Annotated in this window: 16 protein-coding genes; 12 read left to right on the top strand and 4 right to left on the bottom strand. The window is 33.4% G+C overall.

Going from position 1 to position 24,029, the window contains the following annotated elements:
* Positions 1-15 precede the first annotated feature (15 nt).
* The 10 genes from QO200_RS03165 (at position 16) to QO200_RS03120 (ending at position 8,325) form a co-directional block, all read left to right on the top strand.
* Complete coding sequence (locus QO200_RS03165) at positions 16-609, top strand: TetR/AcrR family transcriptional regulator (RefSeq protein ID WP_371536254.1); 594 nt, start codon at positions 16-18, stop codon at positions 607-609.
* Positions 606-1,862, top strand: coding sequence for a TolC family protein (locus tag QO200_RS03160; protein ID WP_371536252.1), 1,257 nt, complete (start codon positions 606-608; stop codon positions 1,860-1,862). The genes QO200_RS03165 and QO200_RS03160 overlap by 4 nt, the downstream gene beginning before the upstream one ends.
* Positions 1,863-1,907: 45 nt before the next feature.
* The gene (locus QO200_RS03155; protein WP_371536250.1) at positions 1,908-2,783 is read left to right on the top strand and encodes an HlyD family secretion protein; all 876 of its coding nucleotides are present in this window, start codon (positions 1,908-1,910) and stop codon (positions 2,781-2,783) included.
* A gap of 86 nt (positions 2,784-2,869) precedes the next feature.
* On the top strand, positions 2,870-3,475 hold the full coding sequence (locus QO200_RS03150; protein ID WP_371536247.1) for a DUF2202 domain-containing protein: 606 nt from the start codon (positions 2,870-2,872) through the stop codon (positions 3,473-3,475).
* A gap of 8 nt (positions 3,476-3,483) precedes the next feature.
* Positions 3,484-3,972 carry a c-type cytochrome gene (locus QO200_RS03145; RefSeq protein ID WP_371536245.1) on the top strand — a complete coding sequence of 163 codons (489 nt, stop codon included), beginning with the start codon at positions 3,484-3,486 and terminating at the stop codon, positions 3,970-3,972.
* Positions 3,973-3,983: 11 nt separating this feature from the next.
* On the top strand, positions 3,984-4,271 hold the full coding sequence (locus tag QO200_RS03140) for a cupin domain-containing protein (protein ID WP_371536242.1): 288 nt from the start codon (positions 3,984-3,986) through the stop codon (positions 4,269-4,271).
* Positions 4,271-5,182 (top strand): ABC transporter ATP-binding protein, encoded by a 912-nt coding sequence (locus tag QO200_RS03135; RefSeq protein WP_371536239.1) that lies wholly within the window; start codon positions 4,271-4,273, stop codon positions 5,180-5,182. The genes QO200_RS03140 and QO200_RS03135 overlap by 1 nt, the downstream gene beginning before the upstream one ends.
* Positions 5,183-5,185: 3 nt before the next feature.
* Positions 5,186-5,920 carry an ABC transporter ATP-binding protein gene (locus QO200_RS03130; RefSeq protein WP_371536237.1) on the top strand — a complete coding sequence of 245 codons (735 nt, stop codon included), beginning with the start codon at positions 5,186-5,188 and terminating at the stop codon, positions 5,918-5,920.
* A 74-nt stretch (positions 5,921-5,994) separates the two neighbouring features.
* On the top strand, positions 5,995-7,101 hold the full coding sequence (locus QO200_RS03125; protein ID WP_371536235.1) for an ABC transporter permease: 1,107 nt from the start codon (positions 5,995-5,997) through the stop codon (positions 7,099-7,101).
* 99 nt (positions 7,102-7,200) lie between these two features.
* Positions 7,201-8,325: an ABC transporter permease gene (locus tag QO200_RS03120; RefSeq protein WP_371536233.1), complete on the top strand. Its 1,125-nt coding sequence runs from the start codon at positions 7,201-7,203 to the stop codon at positions 8,323-8,325.
* A gap of 30 nt (positions 8,326-8,355) precedes the next feature.
* Here QO200_RS03120 and QO200_RS03115 read toward each other — a convergent pair whose 3' ends face one another.
* Entirely contained in the window at positions 8,356-10,500 is a 2,145-nt protein-coding gene (locus tag QO200_RS03115; RefSeq protein WP_371536232.1) for a response regulator, read from the bottom strand.
* Between the two features lie 81 nt (positions 10,501-10,581).
* Positions 10,582-13,917, bottom strand: coding sequence for a chemotaxis protein CheB (locus QO200_RS03110; RefSeq protein WP_371536230.1), 3,336 nt, complete (start codon positions 13,915-13,917; stop codon positions 10,582-10,584).
* 193 nt (positions 13,918-14,110) lie between these two features.
* Here QO200_RS03110 and QO200_RS03105 point away from each other — a divergent pair, with 193 nt between their 5' ends.
* Entirely contained in the window at positions 14,111-14,278 is a 168-nt protein-coding gene (locus tag QO200_RS03105; protein ID WP_371536228.1) for a hypothetical protein, read from the top strand.
* 235 nt (positions 14,279-14,513) lie between these two features.
* Here QO200_RS03105 and QO200_RS03100 read toward each other — a convergent pair whose 3' ends face one another.
* Positions 14,514-16,238, bottom strand: coding sequence for a response regulator (locus tag QO200_RS03100; protein WP_371536225.1), 1,725 nt, complete (start codon positions 16,236-16,238; stop codon positions 14,514-14,516).
* Between the two features lie 132 nt (positions 16,239-16,370).
* On the bottom strand, positions 16,371-22,778 hold the full coding sequence (locus tag QO200_RS03095) for a PAS domain S-box protein (RefSeq protein ID WP_371536222.1): 6,408 nt from the start codon (positions 22,776-22,778) through the stop codon (positions 16,371-16,373).
* A gap of 514 nt (positions 22,779-23,292) precedes the next feature.
* Between QO200_RS03095 and QO200_RS03090 the strand changes: the two genes are divergently transcribed.
* Positions 23,293-23,976 carry a DUF6799 domain-containing protein gene (locus QO200_RS03090; RefSeq protein ID WP_371536219.1) on the top strand — a complete coding sequence of 228 codons (684 nt, stop codon included), beginning with the start codon at positions 23,293-23,295 and terminating at the stop codon, positions 23,974-23,976.
* Positions 23,977-24,029: the final 53 nt, after the last annotated feature.

Genomic DNA, 24,029 nt, shown 5'->3' with positions numbered 1-24,029 from the left:
TAAAGTTAATACCTAATGAATACAGAAGAAAAAATTTTTAATGCTGCCAGAACTGTGTTCCAAAAAAAGGGATTCGCGGGAGCACGCATGCAGGAAATTGCAGATGAAGCAGGAATAAATAAAGCTATGCTGCATTATTGTTTTAAAAATAAACAACTTCTTTTTGAGGCCGTTTTTATGAATGCTTTCACCCAATTAGCTCCACAAATCAATGCCATTTTTAATTCTGATGAATCCGTTTTTGAAAAAATAAAAAAGTTTACCCATAACTATATTTCTTTCGTAATCGACAACCCTCATTTACCGCCCTTTATAATTCAGGAAATGAACAACAACCCTGAATTTGTAATGAAGTTTTTAAATCATGAGAACAGACCTAATCCTAGTATGTTAATCGCTCAAATCAAAGAAGAAATAACAGCCGGGATAATAAAGCCAGTGAATCCGAAGCAACTTTTAGTGGATATCTTTTCATTGACCGTTTTTCCATTTGCAGCTCACATGTTGACGAAAGGATTAATTCAAATTTCAGATTCGGAATTTAACGAAATGATGGAAGAAAGAAAAACCAGTATAGCTACACAAATTATAAATTCGATAAAAAAATGAGACGAATAAACATCCTATTTCTACTGCTGTTACCACTATTGTCTATAGGTCAGCAAACATTGTCTCTGGAGGAGTGTTATGCTTTATCTAATAAAAACTATCCTATTGCCAGACAAACTAATTTACTGCAACAAAAATCTACTCTGGAAATTGAAGCCCTTAATAAAGCAAAACTACCCAAGGTGGACTTAAATGCACAAGCGACTTATCAGTCAGATGTAACATCCCTGCCAATTAGTTTACCAAATGTCACAGTAAATCCACCCAACAAGGATCAATACCGTGCTACCTTAGATGTCAACCAACTAATCTATAACGGCGGACTGATTGATGCCAATGCTAAAATCAAAGAAGCGCAGACTAAAACGCTACAGCAACAAACTGCAGTCAACCTCTACCAGCTTAAATCCAGAATTAACCAACTGTATTTCTCTACCTTTCTTCTACAAGAGCGCAGTACTATTTTGGTGTCAAAACAAGAACAATTAGATTCTAAAATTAAAGAAATCGCTTCCGGAATAAAATTTGGCGCTATCCTTCCCGCCTCTGAGAAAGTCCTTGAAGCAGAAAAACTAAAAATAAAACAACAGCTAACAGAAATTAAATTTGACAAGAAAAAAGCATTAGAGAGTCTTTCTTCTCTTACAATGTCTACTATAAACGAAGATGTAACTTTAGTAAAACCAGTGATTAATTGGGAAATCAGTACTGTAAACAATCGCCCAGAATTACAGTTATTTGATTTACAAAATGAACAAATCGAAATTTCAAAAAACACGATTTCAAAAAATAATTTACCCAGAGTAAATGCTTTTGGCCAAGCAGGTTATGGAAACCCAGGATTAAACATGTTAGATAATTCATTTCAAACTTTTTACATGCTTGGTCTAAAAGCCAATTGGAATGTATTTGACTGGAATAAATCCAAAAAAGAGAAAGACGCTTTAGTTATTTCTGAGGCCATCGTGACTACAGAAAAAGAAACCTTTTTGCTTAATAATAATCTTCAATTACAGGAAATGGAAAACGAAGTAAATAAATTGAAGGAAGTTATCAGTACAGATACAGATATCATTTCCTTAAGAGAATATGTAGTGAAATCATCTGATGCACAACTAAGAAATGGCGTAATAACGTCCTCTGATTATTTGGTCGAATTAACAAATCTATACGAAGCCAAAACGAATCAGAAATTACATGAAATTCAATTGCTTTTGGCGAAAGCCAATTACCAAGTTATAAAAGGAAATTAAAAAAACATTTCGGCTTCTAAAGCAAACATCAATAAACGAAGTATTATGAAAAAAATGATTATCGCTCTAATTATAGTAAGTCTGGCGGCTTGCAGTAAAAGTAACGAAAAAGCAGATGGCTACGGTAACTTTGAAGCTACTGAAGTTACAATTTCGGCGGAAGCCAACGGGAAAATTGAATTCTTAAATTTAGAAGAAGGAGAAGTTCTTGAGCCCAATGCTTCAGTAGGATTAATAGACACCATCCAATTGTACTTGAATAAACAACAAATGCTCGCTTCTAAAACTACCATTTTTTCGAAATCAAGAAATGTCCAGTCCCAAACTACTATTTTACAAGAGCAGCTCAAAACGACATTGATTGAGCAAAAAAGAATTCAGAATATGTTTGCTGAAAATGCAGCTACCAAACGCCAAGTGGACGAAGTAGAAGGCAAAATGAATGTCTTAAAAGAACAAATAAAGAGTGTCGCAACGCAAAATGCGCCAATCCTAAATGAAGCCAAATCGATAGATGTTCAAATCCAAAAAATTAACGATCAAATCCAGAAAAGTAAAATCACAAATCCCATTAAAGGGACGGTTTTGGCCAAGTACGTGGAGCCAAATGAAATAACGGCTTTCGGGAAACCACTTTACAAAATTGCTGATATTTCTGAAATGACGTTGCGTGTATATGTAAGCGAAACCCAACTGTCCAAAATAAAAGTGGGACAACAGGTCAATGTCAAAATTGATACGGATACCGAAATGAAATCCTATCCTGGAACCATTTCTTGGATTGCATCCACGGCAGAATTCACGCCAAAAATCATTCAGACTAAAGAAGAACGAGTGAGTCTCGTATATGCCGTGAAAATTGATGTGAAAAATGACGGCGGTCTAAAAATAGGAATGCCTGCTGAAATGTGGATTAAATAAATTAATTGTTGGTTATGTAACCTATGTCACTTCTGTCTGTTAACCAAATGGTTAATTTTACAGAACAACCATAAAAAACAATTATTATGAAAAAAATCTTATTGGCTACTGCAGTAACATTAATGATGTTCAGTAGCTGCTCTAACGACAATAATATCGCGTCTTTGGTTTCGCTAACACCAAATGAAGTTGCCGATTTAAAATTTTTAAGAGAAGAAGAAAAATTAGCTAGAGATGTCTATATGTATTCCTTTGACAAATACCAAATTACCATTTTTAATTCTATTACTCAAAGCGAACAACAACACATGGATAGTGTCTTGAATTTACTGAACAAATACGGCATTACTGATCCAGCATCAATGCAAAGAGGCGTTTTTCAGAGTACTGAATTGCAAGTATTATACAATAGCCTAACCGCTCAATCTGCTATTTCTTCTACTGAAGCATTAAAAGTAGGAGCTACAATTGAAGATTTAGACATTAAGGATATTGATGATTTTATAAATAACACGACAAAATCAGACTTGTTGAGTGTTTATGATAATTTAACCTGTGGTTCTAAAAATCACATTCGAGCTTTTACAAATCAGCTTGCATTAAGTGGAGTAAATTATATTCCACAATACATAACAATCGCATATTACAATACGATTTTAAGCGAGTCTAATGGTGGCTGCGGAACCAAATAAAAAAAAACATGAAATCAAGAATCCTAAAAATGCTCGTTTTGGCAATTGCTTTTAGCAGTTGCAATAAAAAAACAAAACTAGACATAGCTGAAAACCATAGTCCCTCTGAATCTATCATGCAAGATAATGAAGGATTACAATTAATGACCCAAAAATGTTATACTTGCCATAGCGTTACCACAAAATCGCATGATGCTATTATTGCTCCTCCTATGATTGCAATTAAGAAACGATATTCCATGCAATATAGTAACAGAAAAGATTTCATAAATGCATTAGCAGCCTACGCTAGTGATCCTAAAGAAGAAAATGCTTTAATGATGGGTGCAATAAATAAATTTAATGTTATGCCAAAACAGAATTTTAAAAAAGAAGATTTAACGAAAATTGCTGCCTATATTTATGACAATGAAATAGAAACCCCAAAATGGTTTGACGCTCATTTAAAGCAAAATCATAAAAATGGCCAAGGAATGAAAAATTTAAATAAAACATAAAAAAAATCATAATGAACTTAAAAAACCTCCACACCGAAAATAAACCTGTACAAACCAAAATGCTTTTCTCTACTGTCGAAGGCAAAGTGATTTCACTACAAATTGGTGCGGGAGAACATTTAAAAGAACACTTGAGTAAAGTTGCAGTTTTATTAGTTTGTGCTTCAGGAAATGCAATTTATAAAGAGGAGAATGGTACAACTATCGAATTAAAATCAGGTGACTTTGTCAATATAGAAGCTGATGTCAAACACAGTGTGGATGCCATAGCAGAAAGTAATTTTTTATTGATTAAATAATGAGTATTCAAGTCCAAAATATTTCCAAATCCTACAAAGACAATTTAGCCGTTGCGCCTATTTCTTTTGATGTAAAAGAAGGAGAAATATTTGGATTGATTGGTCCAGACGGCGCGGGAAAAACAACTCTTTTTCGGATATTGACTACCCTTTTACTGGCCAATGAAGGAACGGCAACGGTAGCCGGTTTTGACGTGGTTCGGGACTATAAATCCATTCGAAATAGTATTGGTTATATGCCCGGCAGGTTTTCATTGTATCAGGATCTAACCGTAGCCGAAAATTTAAAATTTTTCGCCACTATTTTTGGAACTACGCTAGAAGAAAACTATGATGTAATCAAAGAAATTTATGTTCAAATTGAACCTTTTAAAGACAGACGAGCTGGTGCTCTTTCTGGCGGAATGAAGCAAAAACTAGCCTTGTGCTGTGCCTTGATTCACAAACCGAAAGTTCTATTTCTAGATGAACCCACCACAGGGGTTGATCCTGTCTCCAGAAAAGAGTTTTGGGAAATGCTGAAAAGACTGCAACAACGAGGAATTACAATATTAGTTTCTACACCTTATATGGATGAAGCCGCTCTATGTGACCGGATTGCACTGATTCAAAAAGGGACTATTTTAAAGATTGACACGCCCGCCAATATCATCTCAAAATACGACAAAACGATTTACGATGTCCGCAGTAGGCAGACCCATCAATTGATTCAGGATTTAAAAGAGTACCCAAGTCAATACAGCGTGTATGCCTTTGGTGAGTACATTCACTACATTGACAAAAAGGATGATTTTAATCCAAACGAATTGGAGAATTACCTAAAAGAACGAAACCATACCGATATAGAAATTCGTGTTTCAAAAACTTCTATCGAAGATGTTTTCATGGATTTAACAACCTTAAATCAATAAATTTTGAGTCAGGAAAAAATCATAGAAGTAAAAAACCTCAGCAAGAAATTTGGCAGCTTCACTGCTGTTGACAACATTTCTTTTGAGGTCTATAAAGGGGAGATCTTTGGTTTTCTAGGAGCAAATGGCGCCGGAAAAACAACGGCTATGAAAATGCTCATCGGGATATCAAGGCCTAGTTCAGGAGAAGCGACTGTAGCCGGTTTCGACGTAAAGACTGCGACAGAGATGGTAAAGAAAAGCATTGGTTACATGAGTCAACGATTTTCCATGTATGATGATCTGACCATCAAGGAAAATATTACTTTTTTTGGTGGAATCTATGGTTTAAGTCGAAATAAAATAAAGGAGAAAACAGCTCAGTTAGCTATCGAACTGGGACTTGAGAAGGCTCTTAACAAACTTGTAGGCGATTTGCCTCTAGGCTGGAAACAAAAACTGTCGTTTTCAGTGGCTTTATTGCATGAGCCAAAAATTGTGTTTTTGGACGAACCAACTGGTGGTGTGGATCCTATTACAAGAAGACAATTCTGGGAAATGATTTATGCTGAGGCTCATAAAGGCACTACCATTTTTGTAACGACTCATTATATGGATGAAGCTGAATATTGCGATCGGGTATCGATAATGGTGGAAGGGCATATTGAAGCCCTCGACACACCCAAGAACTTAAAACAACAATATAATGTAGATTCCATGAACGACGTATTTTTAAAACTGGCGCGGAATGTAGAATAGAAGTGTGAAAATAGAACAAAGAGAAAAGACTAAAAAACACCTTTGCGAACCTTGTGGTTAAATTATAAGAAAACATGAAAAGATTTATCGGTTTTGTAACAAAAGAATTCTATCACATTTTTCGCGATAAGCGCTCGATGTTTATCCTTTTTGGTATGCCCATTGCTCAAATCATGTTGTTTGGTTTTGCCATTACTAATGAAATCAACAATGTCAATATTGCCATTCTAGACAAATCTAAAGACACTGAAACCAAAAAAATAATCAATAAAATTAGTGCTTCTAAGTATTTCCATATCGAACAGGAAGTCAGTTCAGAGGCCCAAATAGAATCCATATTCAAAAAAGGAAAAGTCAAAGCAGTATTGGTTTTTGAAAATGATTTTATAAAAAACCTCCAGACCCAAAAACAAGCCAAAGTACAAGTAATTACCGATGCTACAGATCCTAATATTGCCAATACAATAACAAATTACGTCAATGCTATTTTGCAAAATTATACGCAAGAATTAAATAACGTAAACCAAGCAAGCTATCAAATTCAAACGCAAACACAACTGTATTACAATCCAGAACTCAAGAGTGTTTTTACCTTTGTGCCTGGAGTAATGACCGTTATTTTAATGCTGGTTTCGGCAATGATGACCTCCATATCGATTACCCGTGAAAAAGAACTTGGTACCATGGAAGTACTGCTTGTATCGCCCTTAAACCCGTTACAGGTTATTCTGGGAAAAGTATTTCCTTATATCTTCCTTTCTATAATCAATGCCACCGTAATCGTAGTTCTAGGTGTTTTTGTCTTTGGGATGCCCATTCAAGGAAGTATATTTTTACTCGCTCTGGAAAGCATTCTATTCATTATCACCGCACTTTCACTGGGAATACTAATCTCAACACTTTCTAATTCGCAGCAAACCGCCATGATGGCTTCCCTAATGGGATTAATGCTGCCTGTAATTATCCTTTCTGGTTTCATTTTCCCAATTTCAAGCATGCCACTACCATTACAGCTAATCAGTAATATAATCCCTGCAAAATGGTTTATAATCATCATTAAAGCCATCATGCTAAAAGGAGCTTCGATTGAAATTATTTGGAAAGAAACATTAATACTTATTGGTATGACAGTATTTTTTATTGCATTAAGCATCAAGAAATACAAAATAAGATTAGAATAAAGCAGATTGATAATGAAGAGTATAGAGAAAAGAATAGAGAGAGAGAGAGAGAAACTCCACATCAATCCATTATTTCTCCGTGCTAAATAAAAACGAAAAATGAAAACAATACTATTCATCATACAAAAAGAGTTCAGACAAATCTTTAGAAATAAAGCGATGCTGCCTATTATATTTGTTTTGCCCTTTATCCAGTTGTTAATCTTATCTAATGCAGCCAGTTTTGAAGTAAAAAACATAAAATTCTCGTATATAGACAACGACCATTCGGCGGCGTCAAGAGAATTAATCAGTAAATTTCAATCCTCAGACTATTTCAAAATAATTGACAATTTTGAATCAAAGAAGGAAGCCAATCTGCAAATGGAAAAAGGTAACGTGGATGTTATTCTAGAAATACCAAATCACTTTGAACGCAATTTATTGACTGATAAAAAGTCGACTCTTTCGATTAGTATCAATGCGATTGACGGTGCAGCAGCCGGAGTCACAAATGTATATATTACCCAAATCATTGCCACTTTCAATCAAAAAATTCAAAGCCAGCTCTCCCAATACAATGGTAGTTCTTTTGTACAGCCGCAAAACATAGTAACCATACCCTCCTTTTGGTACAACAATACCTTAAATTATAAAACCTTGATGGTTCCCGGTATTTTAGTGCTTTTAGTAACGATGCTTACCTTGTTTTTATCGGCCATGAATATTGTACGCGAGAAAGAAATTGGGACCTTAGAACAAATCAATGTTACGCCTATAAAAAAGCATCAATTCATAATTGGGAAATTATTTCCTTTTTGGGTATTGGGTTTAATGATTTTAACGGTTGGTCTAATTATTGCCAAACTCGTATTCAACATTCCAGTATTAGGAAATTTAGGACTGATTTACCTGTTTACTTCAGTATACTTACTAGATATACTTGGCATAGGCTTATTCATCTCAAACTATACTGAAACCCAGCAGCAGGCCATGTTTATTGCTTGGTTTTTTACGGTTATTTTTATACTGATGAGCGGATTGTTTACCCCTATTGAAAGCATGCCTACTTGGGCACAACAACTTACTTTGTTCAACCCCATTCGCTATTTTGTGGAAATCATTCGAATGGTTATGCTTAAAGGAGCGACCTTTTCTGATATTTCAAGACCGTTTTTTATAATTACCTTTTATGCCTTTGCAATCAATGGTTTTGCCGTTTGGAGTTATAAAAAAACGAATTAGCTTTTGAATAAAATCTCAAAAACAAACCTACTATTTTACCCACCTTTGAAGCACCGTTTCTAAATCTACGATATTAATGGGTTTAGAAATATAATCATTCATACCACTTTTTAAACACTTTTCTTTTTCTTCAATAAGAATTCCTGCTGTCAATGCTATAATGGGTAAAGATTGAGAATGACTCAATTTTCTAATTGCGGCCGTAGTTTCAAATCCATTTTTCTTAGGCATTTGGATATCCATTAAAATAATATCGAGTTTTTCTTTTTTATAAATCTTTATAGCTTCTTTTCCATCCACTGCTTCAAAAATGATGCAATTAGGAATGATTTTTTTTATCAGCTTTTTTACTAAAAGCATGTTAATTCTATTGTCCTCTACAATTAGTATTTTCGTACTATTAAGATATTCTTTGTGGGGTTCTTTGTTCTTATCTATCTGATGAAGAAATGGAATAGTATTCGATTTCTTCTTGTCTGACTTCTTAAAATCTATTGTAAAATAAAATTCACTTCCTTCCTTGTATTTACTTTTAAGCTGTAGTTTACTTTTCATTAACCCTAACAACTGATTTGAAATTGCTAAACCTAACCCTGTTCCACCAAATTTCTTTGTAGTGGAGAGATCCTCTTGCACGAAAGAATGAAATATTTTTTCTTGATTATGATGCTTAATTCCAATACCAGTATCCTTAACTGAAAAATGTATCGTAGAAATCAAATCGTCATGTGAGTCTACTTTACTAACATTTAACCGTATCGAACCATCAGTTGTAAATTTTAAAGCATTTCCTATTAAGTTTACAATGATCTGTTTAAGCCTTAGTGAATCAGCAAAAATAAATTGAGGCACGGCATCATCAATATTTAATACTAAATCAATACCCTTTAAATTTCCCTGGTACTTGAAAAGACTAATCACCTGATTTGTAAGCGAAAAAACATCAACTTCTTCTATATTTAATTCTAATTTCCCTGATTCAATTTTAGAAAAATCCAAAACGTCATTGACAATTTCCATCAATATGACTGCAGACTCATTTACAATGTTAATATATTCAGACTGGTTAACGTCAAGATCTGTTTTTGTCAACAAATAAGTAAAGCCTATTATTCCGTTTAAAGGAGTACGAATTTCATGACTCATGTTAGTCAAGAAACTAGACTTAGCTTCATTCGCTTTTACAGCCAAATTTTTCGCTTTTGTTAATTCTTTTTGCATTAGTTTTATCTCTGTTATATCAGTAAAACTAATTACAATTTCTGTTAAATTAGCCGTTGAGTCGAATACAGGAAATCCATTTACTAAAAGTAACATTATCTCTTTATAATGTGGTCTTTTAACCCCTACTGTAAAATTCTTAAGTGGTTTTTTGCTTGCTAAAATTTGCATAAATGGATATTCATCCTTATGCAACGGTACATAATTTTCGTCCAGAAGTTTCCAGTCATGGTGTGTCATTTGCTTTCCTTTCATCTGGCTTTCATTCAAACCAAGCAATTCAGAAGCTTTAGGATTACTTAGTAATATAGATGAGTCTGATGCATGAACAATAATACCTTCGTCTAAATTATTCAAAAGATTGCTGTATTTTTCCTTACTGCTACGCAGGGCAAACTCAGCCTCTTTAAGTTCTGTAATATCAATTAATGTTATGTTGCACTGCTCTGCATTTGCTGCAACGACACCTGATAGGTAACCAAAAAAGGTTTTCTTGTCTTTGGTTATAAGATTCACTTCACATGATTCTCTAACTTTAGTTTTAAATAACTTTTCTAAAAAAGCATTAAATATATTTTTTGTGTCATCAGTAATAAAAAAACCAAATTGACTATTAAGTATACTTGAATGCCGTTTTCCTAGCATATCATACCCAGTCCTATTAGCTTCAATAACTTTCCCATCCTGAGATAACGTAAAATATCCACAAGGTGCATAATCATACAATTCTGTGTATTTTTCAATTGCCTGTTCTGCTTGCTCTTTTGCTAAAAGAAGCTCTTCGTTCTGCATTTCAAGCTCCACTTGATAGACTTCTAATTCATGAATGAGTTTCAAAGTCGTCACGTCACAACGTTTCTCCTCAAATTTCAATTGATATTTGTTTTTTTGTAATTCTTCGGCTTTTTGCCTAAGAAGTCCACTAACTATTGAACTGTTTGTCTTATTTGCCATATGTACTAACTACTACAATTAGAATCCCATTACTAAAACGGATTTTTATTAATGTGGTATTTAATAATCAATTCGAAACACTTATTTCGAACCCTCTATAGCAAAGTTACGAATAAAACATTGTACTACCTCATGATTATCAACCATATACGTATTTAAAGTAAAGTCTACATTAATTTTTTGCCCATTAGCTGTTTCAATTTGGACATTTTCATAATTTACGGGTTTCTTCTTTTTTAATTGTTTGAACTTATCCTTATTGGATATTATATTTTTAAAAAAATTGATTTCCCAAATTGGTTTTTTAACAAACTCTTCTTTTGGATGCCCTAATAATTTTGTCAAAAATGGATTTATATCCGTTATTTTCCCAGTCATGGTATCAATAAAAAAGATTCCCTCTTTTGCTGATTCAAAAAGATGATGATAGCGCATCTCAGCAAAAGTTAGTGCTTCTTCGATTCGTTTACGGTCTGTAATATCTCGAATGATACATTGAATTACTTTTTTATTGTTCATCAAGTACATCGTACTTACAAACTCTACTTTAATCTCTTTTCCATCAGCTGTTTGAAGTGGTAAATTGGCATAACGGACAAATTCCTTTTTCTTTAACTCCGAGAATTTTTCTTTATTAGCCACTATGTCTTGAAGGGAGCCTATTTCCCAAATTGCTTTTTCAACAAATTGCTCATAAGAATAGCCTAACATTTCAATTAAAAATGGATTAACATCAATAATATTACCTGTTTCTCCATTGAGTATAAGAATACCATCTTTAGCCGATTCAAACAGTCGTCGGTACCTATTTTCCTTTAGTAATGTTTCTTCTGCTTTTTTTGAAACAGTTATGTCTGTAAATGTAATAACAAGGCCGTCAATGCGATCATCAAGGGTTCGATAGGGCATAATCCTAACGTTATACCACCTATCATCCTTTGTACTTATTGTATTTTGAACAGGGGTTAAGTTTTTAATTACGTTTCGTGCATCATTACCCATATCAGGATAATTCAAGTCATTAACTAGGTCCGTAAAAGGCCTACCGGCATCACCTGATCTGACTTTAAATATTTTCATTACAGGATCAGTAAACCTGCGTATGTTTAACTCTTTGTCTAGAAAAAGTGTTGCGATTTCAGTACTGTTAAGCAAATTCTTCATATCGTTATTTGCTTGTTCAAAGTCACTCAACTTATTTTGAAGTTCTGCGTTTACGGTCTGCAACTCTTCATTTAAGCTTTGCATCTCTTCTTTTGAAGTCGTCAATTCCTCATTTGTTGATTGCAATTCTTCGTTTGTTGATTGTAATTCTTCATTGATAGACTTCAGCTCTTCCTGCGAAGCTTGCATTTGTTCGCGTGAGTTCAGCAAGTCTTCTTTTGATTGCTGCAATTCAGACTCAAGTTCTTTCTGCCTCCCTGACAACTGTAGTTTGCTATTTTTCTGTTGCGATAAATGTGGTGGTACAATCTCTCGTTCCTCCTTAAAGACGATCAGGACCATCCCCTTTAACTGATCAGGACTTTCAATCTGTTTAATTGTTATGGTCGCATAGTTAAAATCTCCGTTATTATTTCGAATTTTAATATTTCTCAGCTCAACCGGCTCACTACTGCGCAGTGCTCTTTGAAAGCCGTTAGGTAGTTCATTACGCAAGCCATCTCTTGCCATTGCATGGATATTCCAATTTGCTTTACCGGCAACAGGTTCTAGATATTTACCAGTTCTTCCTGTGATGTATATAATGTCTCCTTTGTCATTTACGAGCACACTGGCTGGCGCAAATTGTTGAAGTACAATCTGATCTGCTAGATTTTGAATATTTTCGACCACTTTAGGGGTATTAGTTATTTCTTTATTTTCTGTTTTACTTCTTGAAAAAGAACTAGGAAAATCTGTTAATTCTGATGATAAAGAGATATTGGTACGCTTATAAAACTTTAATTTAGTATCTAAGACCTCAAACCCTTCATTATTATGAGATATGGCTTCAGCAGAGCCTAGTATCATGATACCTCCTGGGAGAAGGCTATAGTTAAATAATTCAATTAGCTTCTTTTGTAAAGGCGCCTCCATATAGATCAACATATTGCGACACATCACTATATTTAGCTTAGTAAAAGGAGGGTCTTTGATGACATTATGGGGTGCAAAAATAAGCATTTCTCGAATGCTTGAATTCACGCGATAACCACCAGCTTCTATATTGAAGAACTTACTGATTCTTTCCGGTGAAACATCTACAACAATATTAGAGGTAAAGAAACCACGGCGGGCTTTTTCTATAGCATCAATATCTAAATCCGTAGCAAAAATTTGTAACGTTAAATTTCTATGTTTACCTGTACTTTCTAGAACTTCCTTGAAAGCTATGGCAAGCGAGTATGCCTCTTCTCCTGTTGAGCAGGCGGCAATCCATGCCCGAAGTACATAGCCATCTGGTAAACCTTTAATAAGGTCAGGAAGAATAGTACTTCTTAGTTTGTTCCATACACTTGCGTCACGAAAAAAACTAGTTACCCCTATTAATAACTCTTTGAAAAGCAGCTGAATTTCATTAGGGTTCTCCTGCAAAAAACGAACATAATCTTGCGTGTTATCTAATTGATGGACTCCCTTACGCCTTTCGATACGACGCATTAAAGTCGTTTTTTTATACAGTAAAAAATCATGACCAGTCTCTTCTCGAAGTAAGATTATAATTTTTTCGAGACTAGTTCTGTTTTTGCTATCTATACTTGACTCATTTTCTAGTACTAGTGTGTGTTCAAAAAGTGCAATCAGTTTAGCGGGTAATTGTTCTACCGGCGCCACAATATCAACTAAAATTGCTTGAGTGGCATGCAGTGGCATCGAGTCAAATTTTGCCGTAGCTGGCTCCTGAACCAGAACAAATCCAAGCTGTTCTTTAATCGCCTTAATTCCTAGACTCCCATCAGACCCCATTCCTGAAAGAATAATCCCAGCACTTTTATTTAGCTTATCAAGTGCTAAGGAACGAAAGAATATATCGATTGGTAATCGCAACCACCTGCTTTGAATAGGAGCAAACAGATGCAATACTCCATTTAATATTGTCAAACTTTTATTTGGGGGAATTACATAGATGTGATCAGGTAGCACTTTAAGTCTATCTGTTACCTGTAGCACTTCCATAGCAGTATTGCGTTGCAATAGTTCCGGTAAAATTCCAACATGAGTAGGATCGAGATGTTGAATAACAACGAACGCCATACCAGGATTTTGCGGCATGTTTTTAAAAAATAATTCCATTGCCTCTAGTCCTCCTGCAGAAGCTCCTATGCCAACTATGGGAAAGTCACGAGTCCGGTCCCTGCTAAGTACATTCTCGTTGGCTGTTTTAGAAACGGTACCTTCTGCTGGCACAATTTGCTTATGTTCTCTGTTTTTCATTATGATATTGCACTGTTATAAAGCACTCCTAATATTTAAAATAAAGCATTACGCTAATTCACGCTAAATATAATTTATTATTTCTTAAAGGTCTACTTTTACTTTCTAAAAACAGTTAATTATCATATTGATACCGATTGTAAATTTAATATAGTCCAATTGCATTGTACTATTTTCATATCATGCCGAAAAATTGGCACAGGCTATAGGAATGGGAGCGGAACGCTTTGGACTCAAACATAAATTCAATTGGTCTAATTTAACCCAAGAAAAATGCTTAACCCTATCATTAGAATTTAAAAAAGAGAAAATGATGATTATAGGTTTTAAAGAACATGCAAAAACTCCGCTCGCTGTATAGTAATTTAGGATGTCTCTGGTATAATTATATCCATTTCGCACAAGCTATACACTATTGAAAAAACAGCTATCACCTTGGAATTAAGTAATTCATACTCCTTAAATCAAAACCTATTAATAAATGCATCCGCCTCCTATTCAATTAACAGGCTTTTTCAATTAATTTAATGTTACAACTATTCATTGAAAACTACTTTAAGACGGTTTTTTTAGATTCAAAAGTCTGAAAATAGGTGTTATTTAGTTAACCATTTGAGTAATACTATTTCCAAATCTGATACGGTAATGGGCTTTGCTAGATAATCGCTCATTCCTGACTCAAAACATTTCTCTTTATCTTCAGTCATTATTCCGGCTGTTATGGCAACAATTGGAATTAGCTCACCATTAGTCAATCGGCGAATCTCTTTGGTTGCTTCGTGTCCATCTTTATTGGGCATCTGAATATCCATTAATATGATATCTAGTTTTTCTTTTTTAAATTGCAACACGGCTTCATTTCCATCGCCTGCTTCAAAAACACTAGCGTTTGGCAATATTTTTTTTACCAATATTCTTGCTAATAACATATTTGTTTTATTATTCTCAACTATTAAAACCTTCTTTTTAGAAAGCATTTTAAAAGGAATAATACGGTTACTAATAATTGAAGAGTAATTACTTTGATTAGCGTTTAGCTTCTTGAATTGAATGGCAAAAAAGAAATCACTTCCTTCACCTACTTTACTCTTTAATTGCAACTTACTATCCATTAAGACTAAAAGTCTATTTGATATGGATAGACCTAAACCATTGCTACCATATCGAAGACTTGTAGAATTATCGTCCTGAATAAAAGACTTAAATATTTTTTTATTATTACTCTCTTTTACACCAATACCTGTGTCTTTTAAAGAGAAATTAAGTATACAAGAATCCTTGTTAGTAGCAGGAGTTTCAGAGATATTAAAACTAATTTTCCCTGTATCAGTAAACTTCAAAGCATTGCCTATTAAGTTGACCAATATCTGCTTTAGCCGGGGCGCATCTGCTTGAATATAATGTGATACGTTGTAATCAATATTGAGTACTAAATCGATCTTCTTTACTATCGTTTGGCCTTTAAATAAATCTATAACCTGCTTAGCTAGTTCGTAAATATCTGTCTTTCCTATTTCAAGTTCTAATTTTCCCGCTTCAATTTTAGAAAGGTCTAAAAGATCATTCACAATATGCATTAATATGATAGATGACTCGTTAACCGTAGACATATACTCCTGATGATTCTTTTCCAAATTTGATTTCATTAACAAATCAGTAAAACCAATTATTCCATTTAAGGGTGTTCTAATTTCGTAACTCATATTAGCCAAGAAATTAGTTTTGGCCATGTTTGCGGCTTCTGCCTCTTCTTTTCCTTTAATTAATTCAATCTCCATCAACTTTCGTTCGGTAATATCAAGTACTGATATATGACAATGGTTTGTATTTTCCCCTACTCTAGCTGTAAGGTAAACATAAGTAGTTGCTCCTTCATCATTTATAATCGTAACTTCACAAGATTCTTTTTTCAAATGTTTAAATACGTTCTCTAAAAAAACATTGAAAATTGGTTTTGTATCATCTGAAACAAAAAAACCGAACCGGCTATTTATTAATTTAAATCGATTTTTCCCTAATAACTCAGCCCCAGCCCAATTAAGTTCGATTACATCGCCATCCCTATTTAAGGTAAAATAAGCCGAAGGTAAAAAATCATATAACTCCGTATATTTATGAGTAACTACTTCTGCCATTCCTTTAGCTAATAGAAGTTCTTCATTCTGCATTTCTAATTCAATCTGATGAACTTCCAATTCATGAACAAGCCTAAACACTTCATTATCAGATAAGTTAAATGCTGAATTTCCGTTTTTTTGTTTAGCCTCGGCTTTTTGACGTAGATTTATTACCCCTTGTATTTTGACTTTTTCATTTTTCATAAATACGTGCTTTATTTTCAACTAATTTAAACAAAAATTATCAAAAAAAAAAAGAAACCTTTAGTCTTGCTCAATAAATGAGAACATATAACTGACTTTGATATATCGAAGAAATAATCATAAAAAAGCACTCTATTTATTCAGCCATTTAATTAATATTTGTTCTAAATCAACTTCAATAATTGGTTTTGATAAATAATCGTCCAACCCTGCCTCCAAACATTTTTCTTTATCACCACTCATTATACCTGCGGTTATTGCGATAATGGGCGTACTTGAACCACCTTCTAACTCCCTGATGTCATAGGTCGCTTCGTATCCATTTTTAGTAGGCATTTGAATATCCATTAGAATAATATCCGGTTTTTTCATTTTATATTGTTCGACTGCTTCATTCCCATCCTTAGCTTCATAAATCGTACAATTAGAAATTAATTTTTTGACAAGTGTTTTTGCTAAAAGCATATTTATTTTATTGTCCTCAACAATTAAAACTTTTTTATTTCTAATACTTTCCATTACCACAACTTCACTTGCAATAATGTTTTCAGCAGCTATCTCTTTCTTTATTTTGAATTTTTTAAATTTAATTTCAAAGAAAAAGTCACTTCCGTCTCCATATTTACTAATCAATTGCAATTTACTGTCCATCAATGCCAACAATTGATTTGAAATAGCTAATCCTAATCCTGTTCCTCCAAATTTTCTATTGGTTGAATTATCTTCTTGTACAAATGAATTAAATATTTTATCCTTGTTGGCTACTTTAATTCCAACACCAGTATCTTTTACGGAAAACCTCAAAGTTGTGATTTTCTTTTTTGGCACCACTACCTTATTGATATCAAGACATATTTCTCCAAAACTGGTAAATTTTATTGCATTACTCAGTAGGTTTACAAGAACCTGTTTTAGTCTCACAGAATCTCCAAATACATGCTTTGGAACATTCTCATTTAGATTCAATACTAAATCAACATTTTTTTGTTTTGCCTGATGACTGAATAAATCAATAACCTGACGTGTCAACTGATACAGATTTACTTGTTCCATATGCAGTTCTAGTTTCCCAGATTCAATTTTAGAGAAATCCAAAACATCATTTACAATCTGCATTAATGAAGCGGCCGACTCATTAATGGTGGCCATATATTCTGACTGATTCTTTTCCATTTTTGACTTCATCAACAAATGGGTAAATCCGATGATTCCATTCAATGGAGTTCTAATTTCATGACTCATATTTGCCAGAAAATCAGTTTTGGCTTTGTTTGCTGTTTCAGATTGTTCTTTTGATTTCAACAATTCTCTTTCCATCAATTTTCGCTCCGTAATATCTATAAAGCTGATTACAATTTCAGTAATTTCATCACTATGATTTAAAACTGGAAAACCATTTACTAAAACCCAGACTATTTTACCACTATTAGGGTGATTAATTCCTAGTGTAAAATTTTTGACAGCTTGTTTTGTTTTAAGGATAAGGCTAATCGGGTGTTTTTCAACATCGATAATCGAATTGTCTTCATTTAGATATTTCCAAATTGGATCTATAGCCTTTTTACCTAAAATTTGTTCGGTACTTAAACCCAATAATTCTGATGCCTTCTTATTACTCATAATTACAGAAGTATCTGCTGCATGGACTACAATCCCTGCGTCCAGATTATCTAACAAACCTCGGTATCTTTCTTCACTTTTCTGTAGTGACTCATCAATAAGTTTGACCTTTGTTATATCACGTGAAAGACAAATAAAATGGGTATCATGTTCATCCGTTTCCTTCATAGGTGCTATTGACAGTTCGTACCACCGTAATTCATTTTTCTTTTGTAAGTTGTATTGACGCCCAGTTGAAAAACCATTTTCAGCAGCTTCACGGAGTGCAGAGAAAGCTAAATTTGCTGCATCTGAAGGTACTATTTCTGAAATTTTCTTACCGATATATCGATCAGTAGATTCCATAAATGAATCTTTAAGATGCGAATGATAGTTATAAATCGTACCGTCTAAACCTACTTCAAGCATTAAATCTGGAATAGCATCAATTATTGCCTCCATCTTTTTATTGGCGTTCTTCAATTCTTGTTCAGCCTTTTTTAGATCAGTAACATCTAACATCGATCCAATAAAACGTGTCACTTTTCCTTGATCATCTCTTACAATTAAAGCACGTTCGTAAAAATTGCCATAAGTACCATCTACTCTTAAAAACCGGAATTCATCTGACCAGGAATTTGAAACTCCAGTATAACATTCTTTAATACTTTTAATAATTCTATCGCTATCGTCAGGATGTAGATTAGATCGCCACAATAATTTATTTTCCTCACTTGACAAATTTTCATTATAAGAATTTAGATTCTCATAAAACACTTTATTATGCCAGTTTTTACCGTTAATAAAATCCAATTCAAACAAAGCCTCATTTGTTGCCGATGAAATCATTTCAAATCGTTCATTTGCTTTCTTAATTGCTTCTTCGGCTTTTTTACGATCCGTTAAGTCTAAGCCCATGCCCAGAAGGCATTTTTTTCCTTCATATTCTATTGCTAAGGAATTGATATAATAGTATACTTTCTTTTTCGCTTTCGTATAAAACTCAACCTCAATTCCAGGAGATTCTTTTTCGAAAACAGTACGAATTCTTGTGCTGATCTTTTCCTTCTCATCTTCATCAAAAAGATCCAGTGGAGTCATTTGACTTATTTCATGGCCGCTGTACCCTGTAAGAAGCTCAAAATTTCTATTCCACTTTACAAATTTCCCAGCTTCATCATAGAGATAAAATATCCCTGGCAAATTATTGATTATCGTCTCTGAAAGTAGTTTTTCTTTAAAAATTCTACCTTCTGTCTCTTTACGTTCTGTAATATCTGTAATGGTTCCAATGTAGCCCACAATCTCATTATCACTATTTTTTTCTGGAATGGCTTGTCCCATTACCCAAGCAGTAGTGCCGTCAGGCCTTACAAAACGATATTCAATCAATGACTTTTCATTCTCTATCGTTGCATTTTCCCAACGATTAAGAATGGTTTTCCTGTCTTCTTCATGAACAGCATCTAACCAACCATTACCTAATGCTTTTTGATAGGACAACCCTGAAATTTGAGTCCAACTGGGATTAACATAAGTAGTATAACCTAAGGCATCCGTTCGAAAAATACCTACAGCTGCAACTTCAGTAAGTGTATGGTATCTTCTTTCACTCTGAAAAACAGCTTCTTCTGCTCTTTTATTTTGAATTTCCTTTTCAAAAACTTCAAGGGCAAATCCTACATCACCAGTTGCTTCTTCGAGTAAGGCAATTTCCTGATCATCAAAAAAGTTCTTTTCACCTGAGTAGAGCGTAAAAATACCTACTAACTTTCCAAACTTTTTAATAGGCAATGACATAAGTGAATGATAGCCACACGCCAAAGCTTCATTTTTCCACCTTTTCATTAAAACATCATTTTCAATATCATTACAAACGACATGTTTTTCATCTCTGAATACTAAAGCCCCCGGACCGCTGCCATTAACAACATCCGTTATAGAAATTGATTTAACAATATCAAAATATTCCGACTCTTCACCAGCAATCATTATTGGAGTTAGTTTTTTAGAATTTTCACAAAACAAACCAATCCAACTCATTTTAAACTGACCTACATTAACCGCTATATAGCAGGCTTCACGAAAAAGTGTTTGCTCATCAGTTACACGAACAATCATTTGATTTATCTGGCTAATAAAAAGATAAAGTCTATTAGCCTTCGCTATTTTTTGATCCGCAACTACTCTTTCAGTAATATCTGTAATAATTCCATGGCAAATCACAGTGCCCTCTGGTTCGACCACCGGTAACGAATTTACCTCATGCCATACTAACCCCTTAGTAGGATGAAAATAACGATAGGTCCCTTTTAGCGGGACTAGTTCCGTTTTAGTTTTAGTGATTTTTTCAATAACCCCTGCTAAATCATCAGGATGGATCAGTTTAAAAATGCAATTAACATCTTTTTCGACTTCTTCAAGTTCAAGGCCATAAATAGCTATAATAGCATCACTCGCATACGGATAAATTAGCGAACCATCCTTATTTTGACGCATTGAATAAATTAATCCTGGGGAAGTCTCAGCAATTTTAGCAAAAACATCACGCTCTTTTTCTAAAGTTTTATTTGCTTCAATTCTATCCGTAACATCTCTTAAATTAACCACAATTCCTTGTAGATTTTGGTCGTGAATCATGTTCTTTAAAAATCCTTCCACCCAAATATAATGACCCTTTTTATGCTTAACTTGAAATAGCGCTGGTATTGATGCACCCGGAGAGCTCAATACTTTTCGTTTTACATCCTGCCAATGCAACATGCAATCAGGGTGAATAAATTCATTTTCAAGAAGACCATCAAATTCTTCAGTCGTCCATTCCGTTAATCGCTTAGAAGACTCGCTGCGGAATAAGCTTTTCTTATCCTTATCCAATAATAAAACACTACCTTCATTATTTTCTAATAATGCATGAAAAAGCTGCTCTCTTTGTTTTAATTTTAGTTCCGTATTTTTTTGTGCTGTAACCTCCCTAAAATTTGCAATAATTCCTTTTATACTGCTGTCGTGAAACCTATTATTGATAACACCTTCAAGCCAGATATAATGTCCATCTTTATGTTTAACCTGAAATAATAAGGGACGTAATTTCCCTGGATTTGCTATAGCGTTTTGAATGTTTTGATATATATAATCTAAATAATCTGGGTGAAAATACTCTTTATCAGGTATAGCATTAAATTCTTCATCAGTGTAACCTGTTACTCGCTTTGAGGAAGGGCTACGGAATAAAACATTTAATTTTTCATCAATAACAGTGATAATCCCTTCGTTATTTTCAACCAAAGAACGGAAGCGTTTTTCGCTTTTTTCAATTAATTCTTGGGCAAGTTTACTCTCGGTGACATCCCTTAGATTGGCTACAATACCACTCATACTAGTATCATTAAGCAAATTATTTAACATTCCTTTCAACCAAATATAATTTCCGTTTTTGTGTTTCACCTGAAATAAAACTGGATTTTGGATACCGGGATTGTTAAATGTTTGCTGGATAATATCCTGCATGTAGTCCACGTAATCTGGATGATAATATTCTTTATCAGAAATTGAACTGAAATCTTTGTTACTATATCCAGTTATTCTTTCTGCTGAGGGGCTACGAAATAAAATTTTTAAGTTTTCATCAAGTACTGTAATAATATTTTCATTATTTTCAACCAAGGCACGAAAATATTTTTCGTTATGAGCGATGGAGTCAAATGCTTTTTTAGTTTCTGTTATATCTTTAACAAAGGCTACATAGCGATTCTCCAAAAGTTTTACAGCTTCAATAGAACACCATTTCAGCTCTCCTTTTTTTGTAGTAATTTTAAGTTCTTTCTTTCCTACTCCTTTCTCTACTAGATTATAGAATTCTTTAATGGAATCTTGGTTTAACTCGGCTCCTGACAAATCATCAAAGTTCATCTTTAAAAGTTCATCCTTTGAATAACCCGTCATAAAAATTGCGGCAGGATTCGCATCTAAATAGTTTCCTTCTTTATCTACAACGAATATTCCATCAGGTGCATTTTCAATATAGTTTTTAAACTTACGATTACTTTCTTCTTCTATTAATTTTAGTTTTAATTCCGTTTCTGTTTGTCTTCGTAAATCAAGTTCATCCCTACTTTGCCTTTTTTCAGTGATATCTTGCGTATTCCCTCGAAGCGCAATCACTTTTCCATTTCTATCAATTACTGGAACAACGATTACATGAAGCCATTTTATTCTATCGTCAGAAAAATGGCCTGACTTTTCAATTTCAAAAGACTTCTTATCCTGTACACATTGATTTATTTTATTTTGAAATTGAACAACTTCTTCGTCTGAAAAATACTTAAAATAGGATTGAAACAAATCCTCCTTCGGATTCTTTTTAATTTCATAGATGGAATATAATTCTTCCGACCAAATCATTTTATTATTGATTATATCGAATTCCCAACTTCCTATTTTAGCAGTTTTTTGAGCATCATTTAACAGTCTCTCGCTGGTAATTAAATTTTGTTGCGCTTCTCTTATTTGGGATATGTCTCTTCCAATTCCATAAATAAGTTTTCCGGCACGGTCGACACTAGTAGTCCATTGCATAATTACAATATCTCCATTTTTTTTAATACATCTGTTTTCGAAATTTAATGAACCCTCCCCTATCGACAATCGCTCTATTTCCAGGTTGGTTTTTAGAATATCTTCAGGATGAATAAATGAAATCAAACTAGTGCTGAATAACTCCTCTTTTGTATACCCTAATTTTTTGAAAAATGCTGGATTAACCTCTTTAAAAAATCCATCCATTCCCGCTACGCATAACAAATCTTCGGATTCTTTAATATAGAATTCAAAATCGGCTAAGGCACTACGTCCTTTACTTAGGCTATTTATCTCCTTTTTTTGATTTGCTATAATCTTGAGTAAGTCTTCGTAAGAAGGTTGGGGGGAATTCGTATTCATAAAAAATTAAACTAAACATTAAAAACTTCTATGCCTTTTAAATATAATTATTTACAGTCTTTAAACTAGTATACTTGAATATATTGCTATTCTATTTACTATTAATTTCCATAAAGGCAATTGAGTCTGGTTTGTGTTAGGCAACCAGCTCTTGATAATTGTGATTTAAAAATACTATTTAATTCTTTACAAATCGAAAAATTAAAATTTCTTTTATTCAAAACAAAGAAAATCGCAATTTCATCCCCAAAAAATAGTCAGACAAGTAATTCTGAATATTTAATTCAATAATTTCTTACACTGAAATACGCTACTATTTACACTTAATTAAATCCAATCGGATTATTTGTAAAATATTCATTTTAAATTAGTTACGTTTTAATGATTTTTTATAACTTTATGTAACTATAAATAAAATAGCAAATACAACTTATTGATTAACTGATATTTATCATATTCAAAATCTCAAAAAAAATATAAATTCACATAATTATTAATTACTAAATAAAACAAAATGAAAAGGATTCTTTTATTACTAGTTTTTGCAGTTTTAGGAAATACTGCATTATTCGCACAAGATCAAGACAAAGATCAAGATCGCGACCGAGATCGCTTAATGTTAGTTGATGGTGATCTTTTACAAATTAGAGATCGTGATCAAATAAAATTACAGGACAAAATTACATTAACAGATGGTACAATAGTTAATCCTGATGGTACCTATCAGAAAAAAGGCGGTGATAGATTGCGTTTACGTGATGGAGAATGTTTAAACATGGATGGAACTGTATTTTCTAATGAATATCAATACAGATCAAAAATAAAACAAGAAAACAAAAACCTTACACAAAGCCAAATGATGGAACGCAATCAAAACCGTTCCCATTTAACAGTACTAGATGGAAGTGTTTACCAAATACGGAATCAGGAACAAAAACGTGTACAACAAAAACTTAGCTTGGGTAATGGAGTTGTCGTTAATCCTGATGGTTCTTATCAAAAAGGAAACAGAAAACTAAAACGTCTTCAAGAAGGAGAGTGTTTGAATATGGATGGTAAAATGTTTAAAAACACCTACCAACAAAGAAAAATGAGTATTCAAAAAAACATGAAGATGAACAAAAACAGGAATAAAACAAAAATGCAAAAAAAACCAACAATGCAAAAAATGAATAAGAGTCAAAAAAGAGGATATTAATCCTTTGATAAAATAATATAAAGGAGCTTATGTATAAAGAATGCATTCGCTCC

This window comes from Flavobacterium sp. Arc3, from assembly GCF_041431375.1.
In the GTDB taxonomy this organism is placed as follows: domain Bacteria; phylum Bacteroidota; class Bacteroidia; order Flavobacteriales; family Flavobacteriaceae; genus Flavobacterium.
This window is presented reverse-complemented; position numbering and strand designations above follow the sequence as displayed.

Excerpts from the sequence above, each read along its gene's own strand:
- QO200_RS03140 (WP_371536242.1), top strand. The coding sequence starts at position 3,984 with ATGAACTTAAAAAACCTCCACACCGAAAATAAACCTGTACAAACCAAA.
- QO200_RS03150 (WP_371536247.1), top strand. The coding sequence starts at position 2,870 with ATGAAAAAAATCTTATTGGCTACTGCAGTAACATTAATGATGTTCAGT.
- QO200_RS03125 (WP_371536235.1), top strand. The coding sequence starts at position 5,995 with ATGAAAAGATTTATCGGTTTTGTAACAAAAGAATTCTATCACATTTTT.
- QO200_RS03110 (WP_371536230.1), bottom strand. The coding sequence starts at position 13,917 with ATGAAAAACAGAGAACATAAGCAAATTGTGCCAGCAGAAGGTACCGTT.
- QO200_RS03115 (WP_371536232.1), bottom strand. The coding sequence starts at position 10,500 with ATGGCAAATAAGACAAACAGTTCAATAGTTAGTGGACTTCTTAGGCAA.
- QO200_RS03090 (WP_371536219.1), top strand. The coding sequence starts at position 23,293 with ATGAAAAGGATTCTTTTATTACTAGTTTTTGCAGTTTTAGGAAATACT.
- QO200_RS03165 (WP_371536254.1), top strand. The coding sequence starts at position 16 with ATGAATACAGAAGAAAAAATTTTTAATGCTGCCAGAACTGTGTTCCAA.
- QO200_RS03145 (WP_371536245.1), top strand. The coding sequence starts at position 3,484 with ATGAAATCAAGAATCCTAAAAATGCTCGTTTTGGCAATTGCTTTTAGC.
- QO200_RS03100 (WP_371536225.1), bottom strand. The coding sequence starts at position 16,238 with ATGAAAAATGAAAAAGTCAAAATACAAGGGGTAATAAATCTACGTCAA.
- QO200_RS03095 (WP_371536222.1), bottom strand. The coding sequence starts at position 22,778 with ATGAATACGAATTCCCCCCAACCTTCTTACGAAGACTTACTCAAGATT.
- QO200_RS03120 (WP_371536233.1), top strand. The coding sequence starts at position 7,201 with ATGAAAACAATACTATTCATCATACAAAAAGAGTTCAGACAAATCTTT.
- QO200_RS03160 (WP_371536252.1), top strand. The coding sequence starts at position 606 with ATGAGACGAATAAACATCCTATTTCTACTGCTGTTACCACTATTGTCT.
- QO200_RS03155 (WP_371536250.1), top strand. The coding sequence starts at position 1,908 with ATGAAAAAAATGATTATCGCTCTAATTATAGTAAGTCTGGCGGCTTGC.
- QO200_RS03135 (WP_371536239.1), top strand. The coding sequence starts at position 4,271 with ATGAGTATTCAAGTCCAAAATATTTCCAAATCCTACAAAGACAATTTA.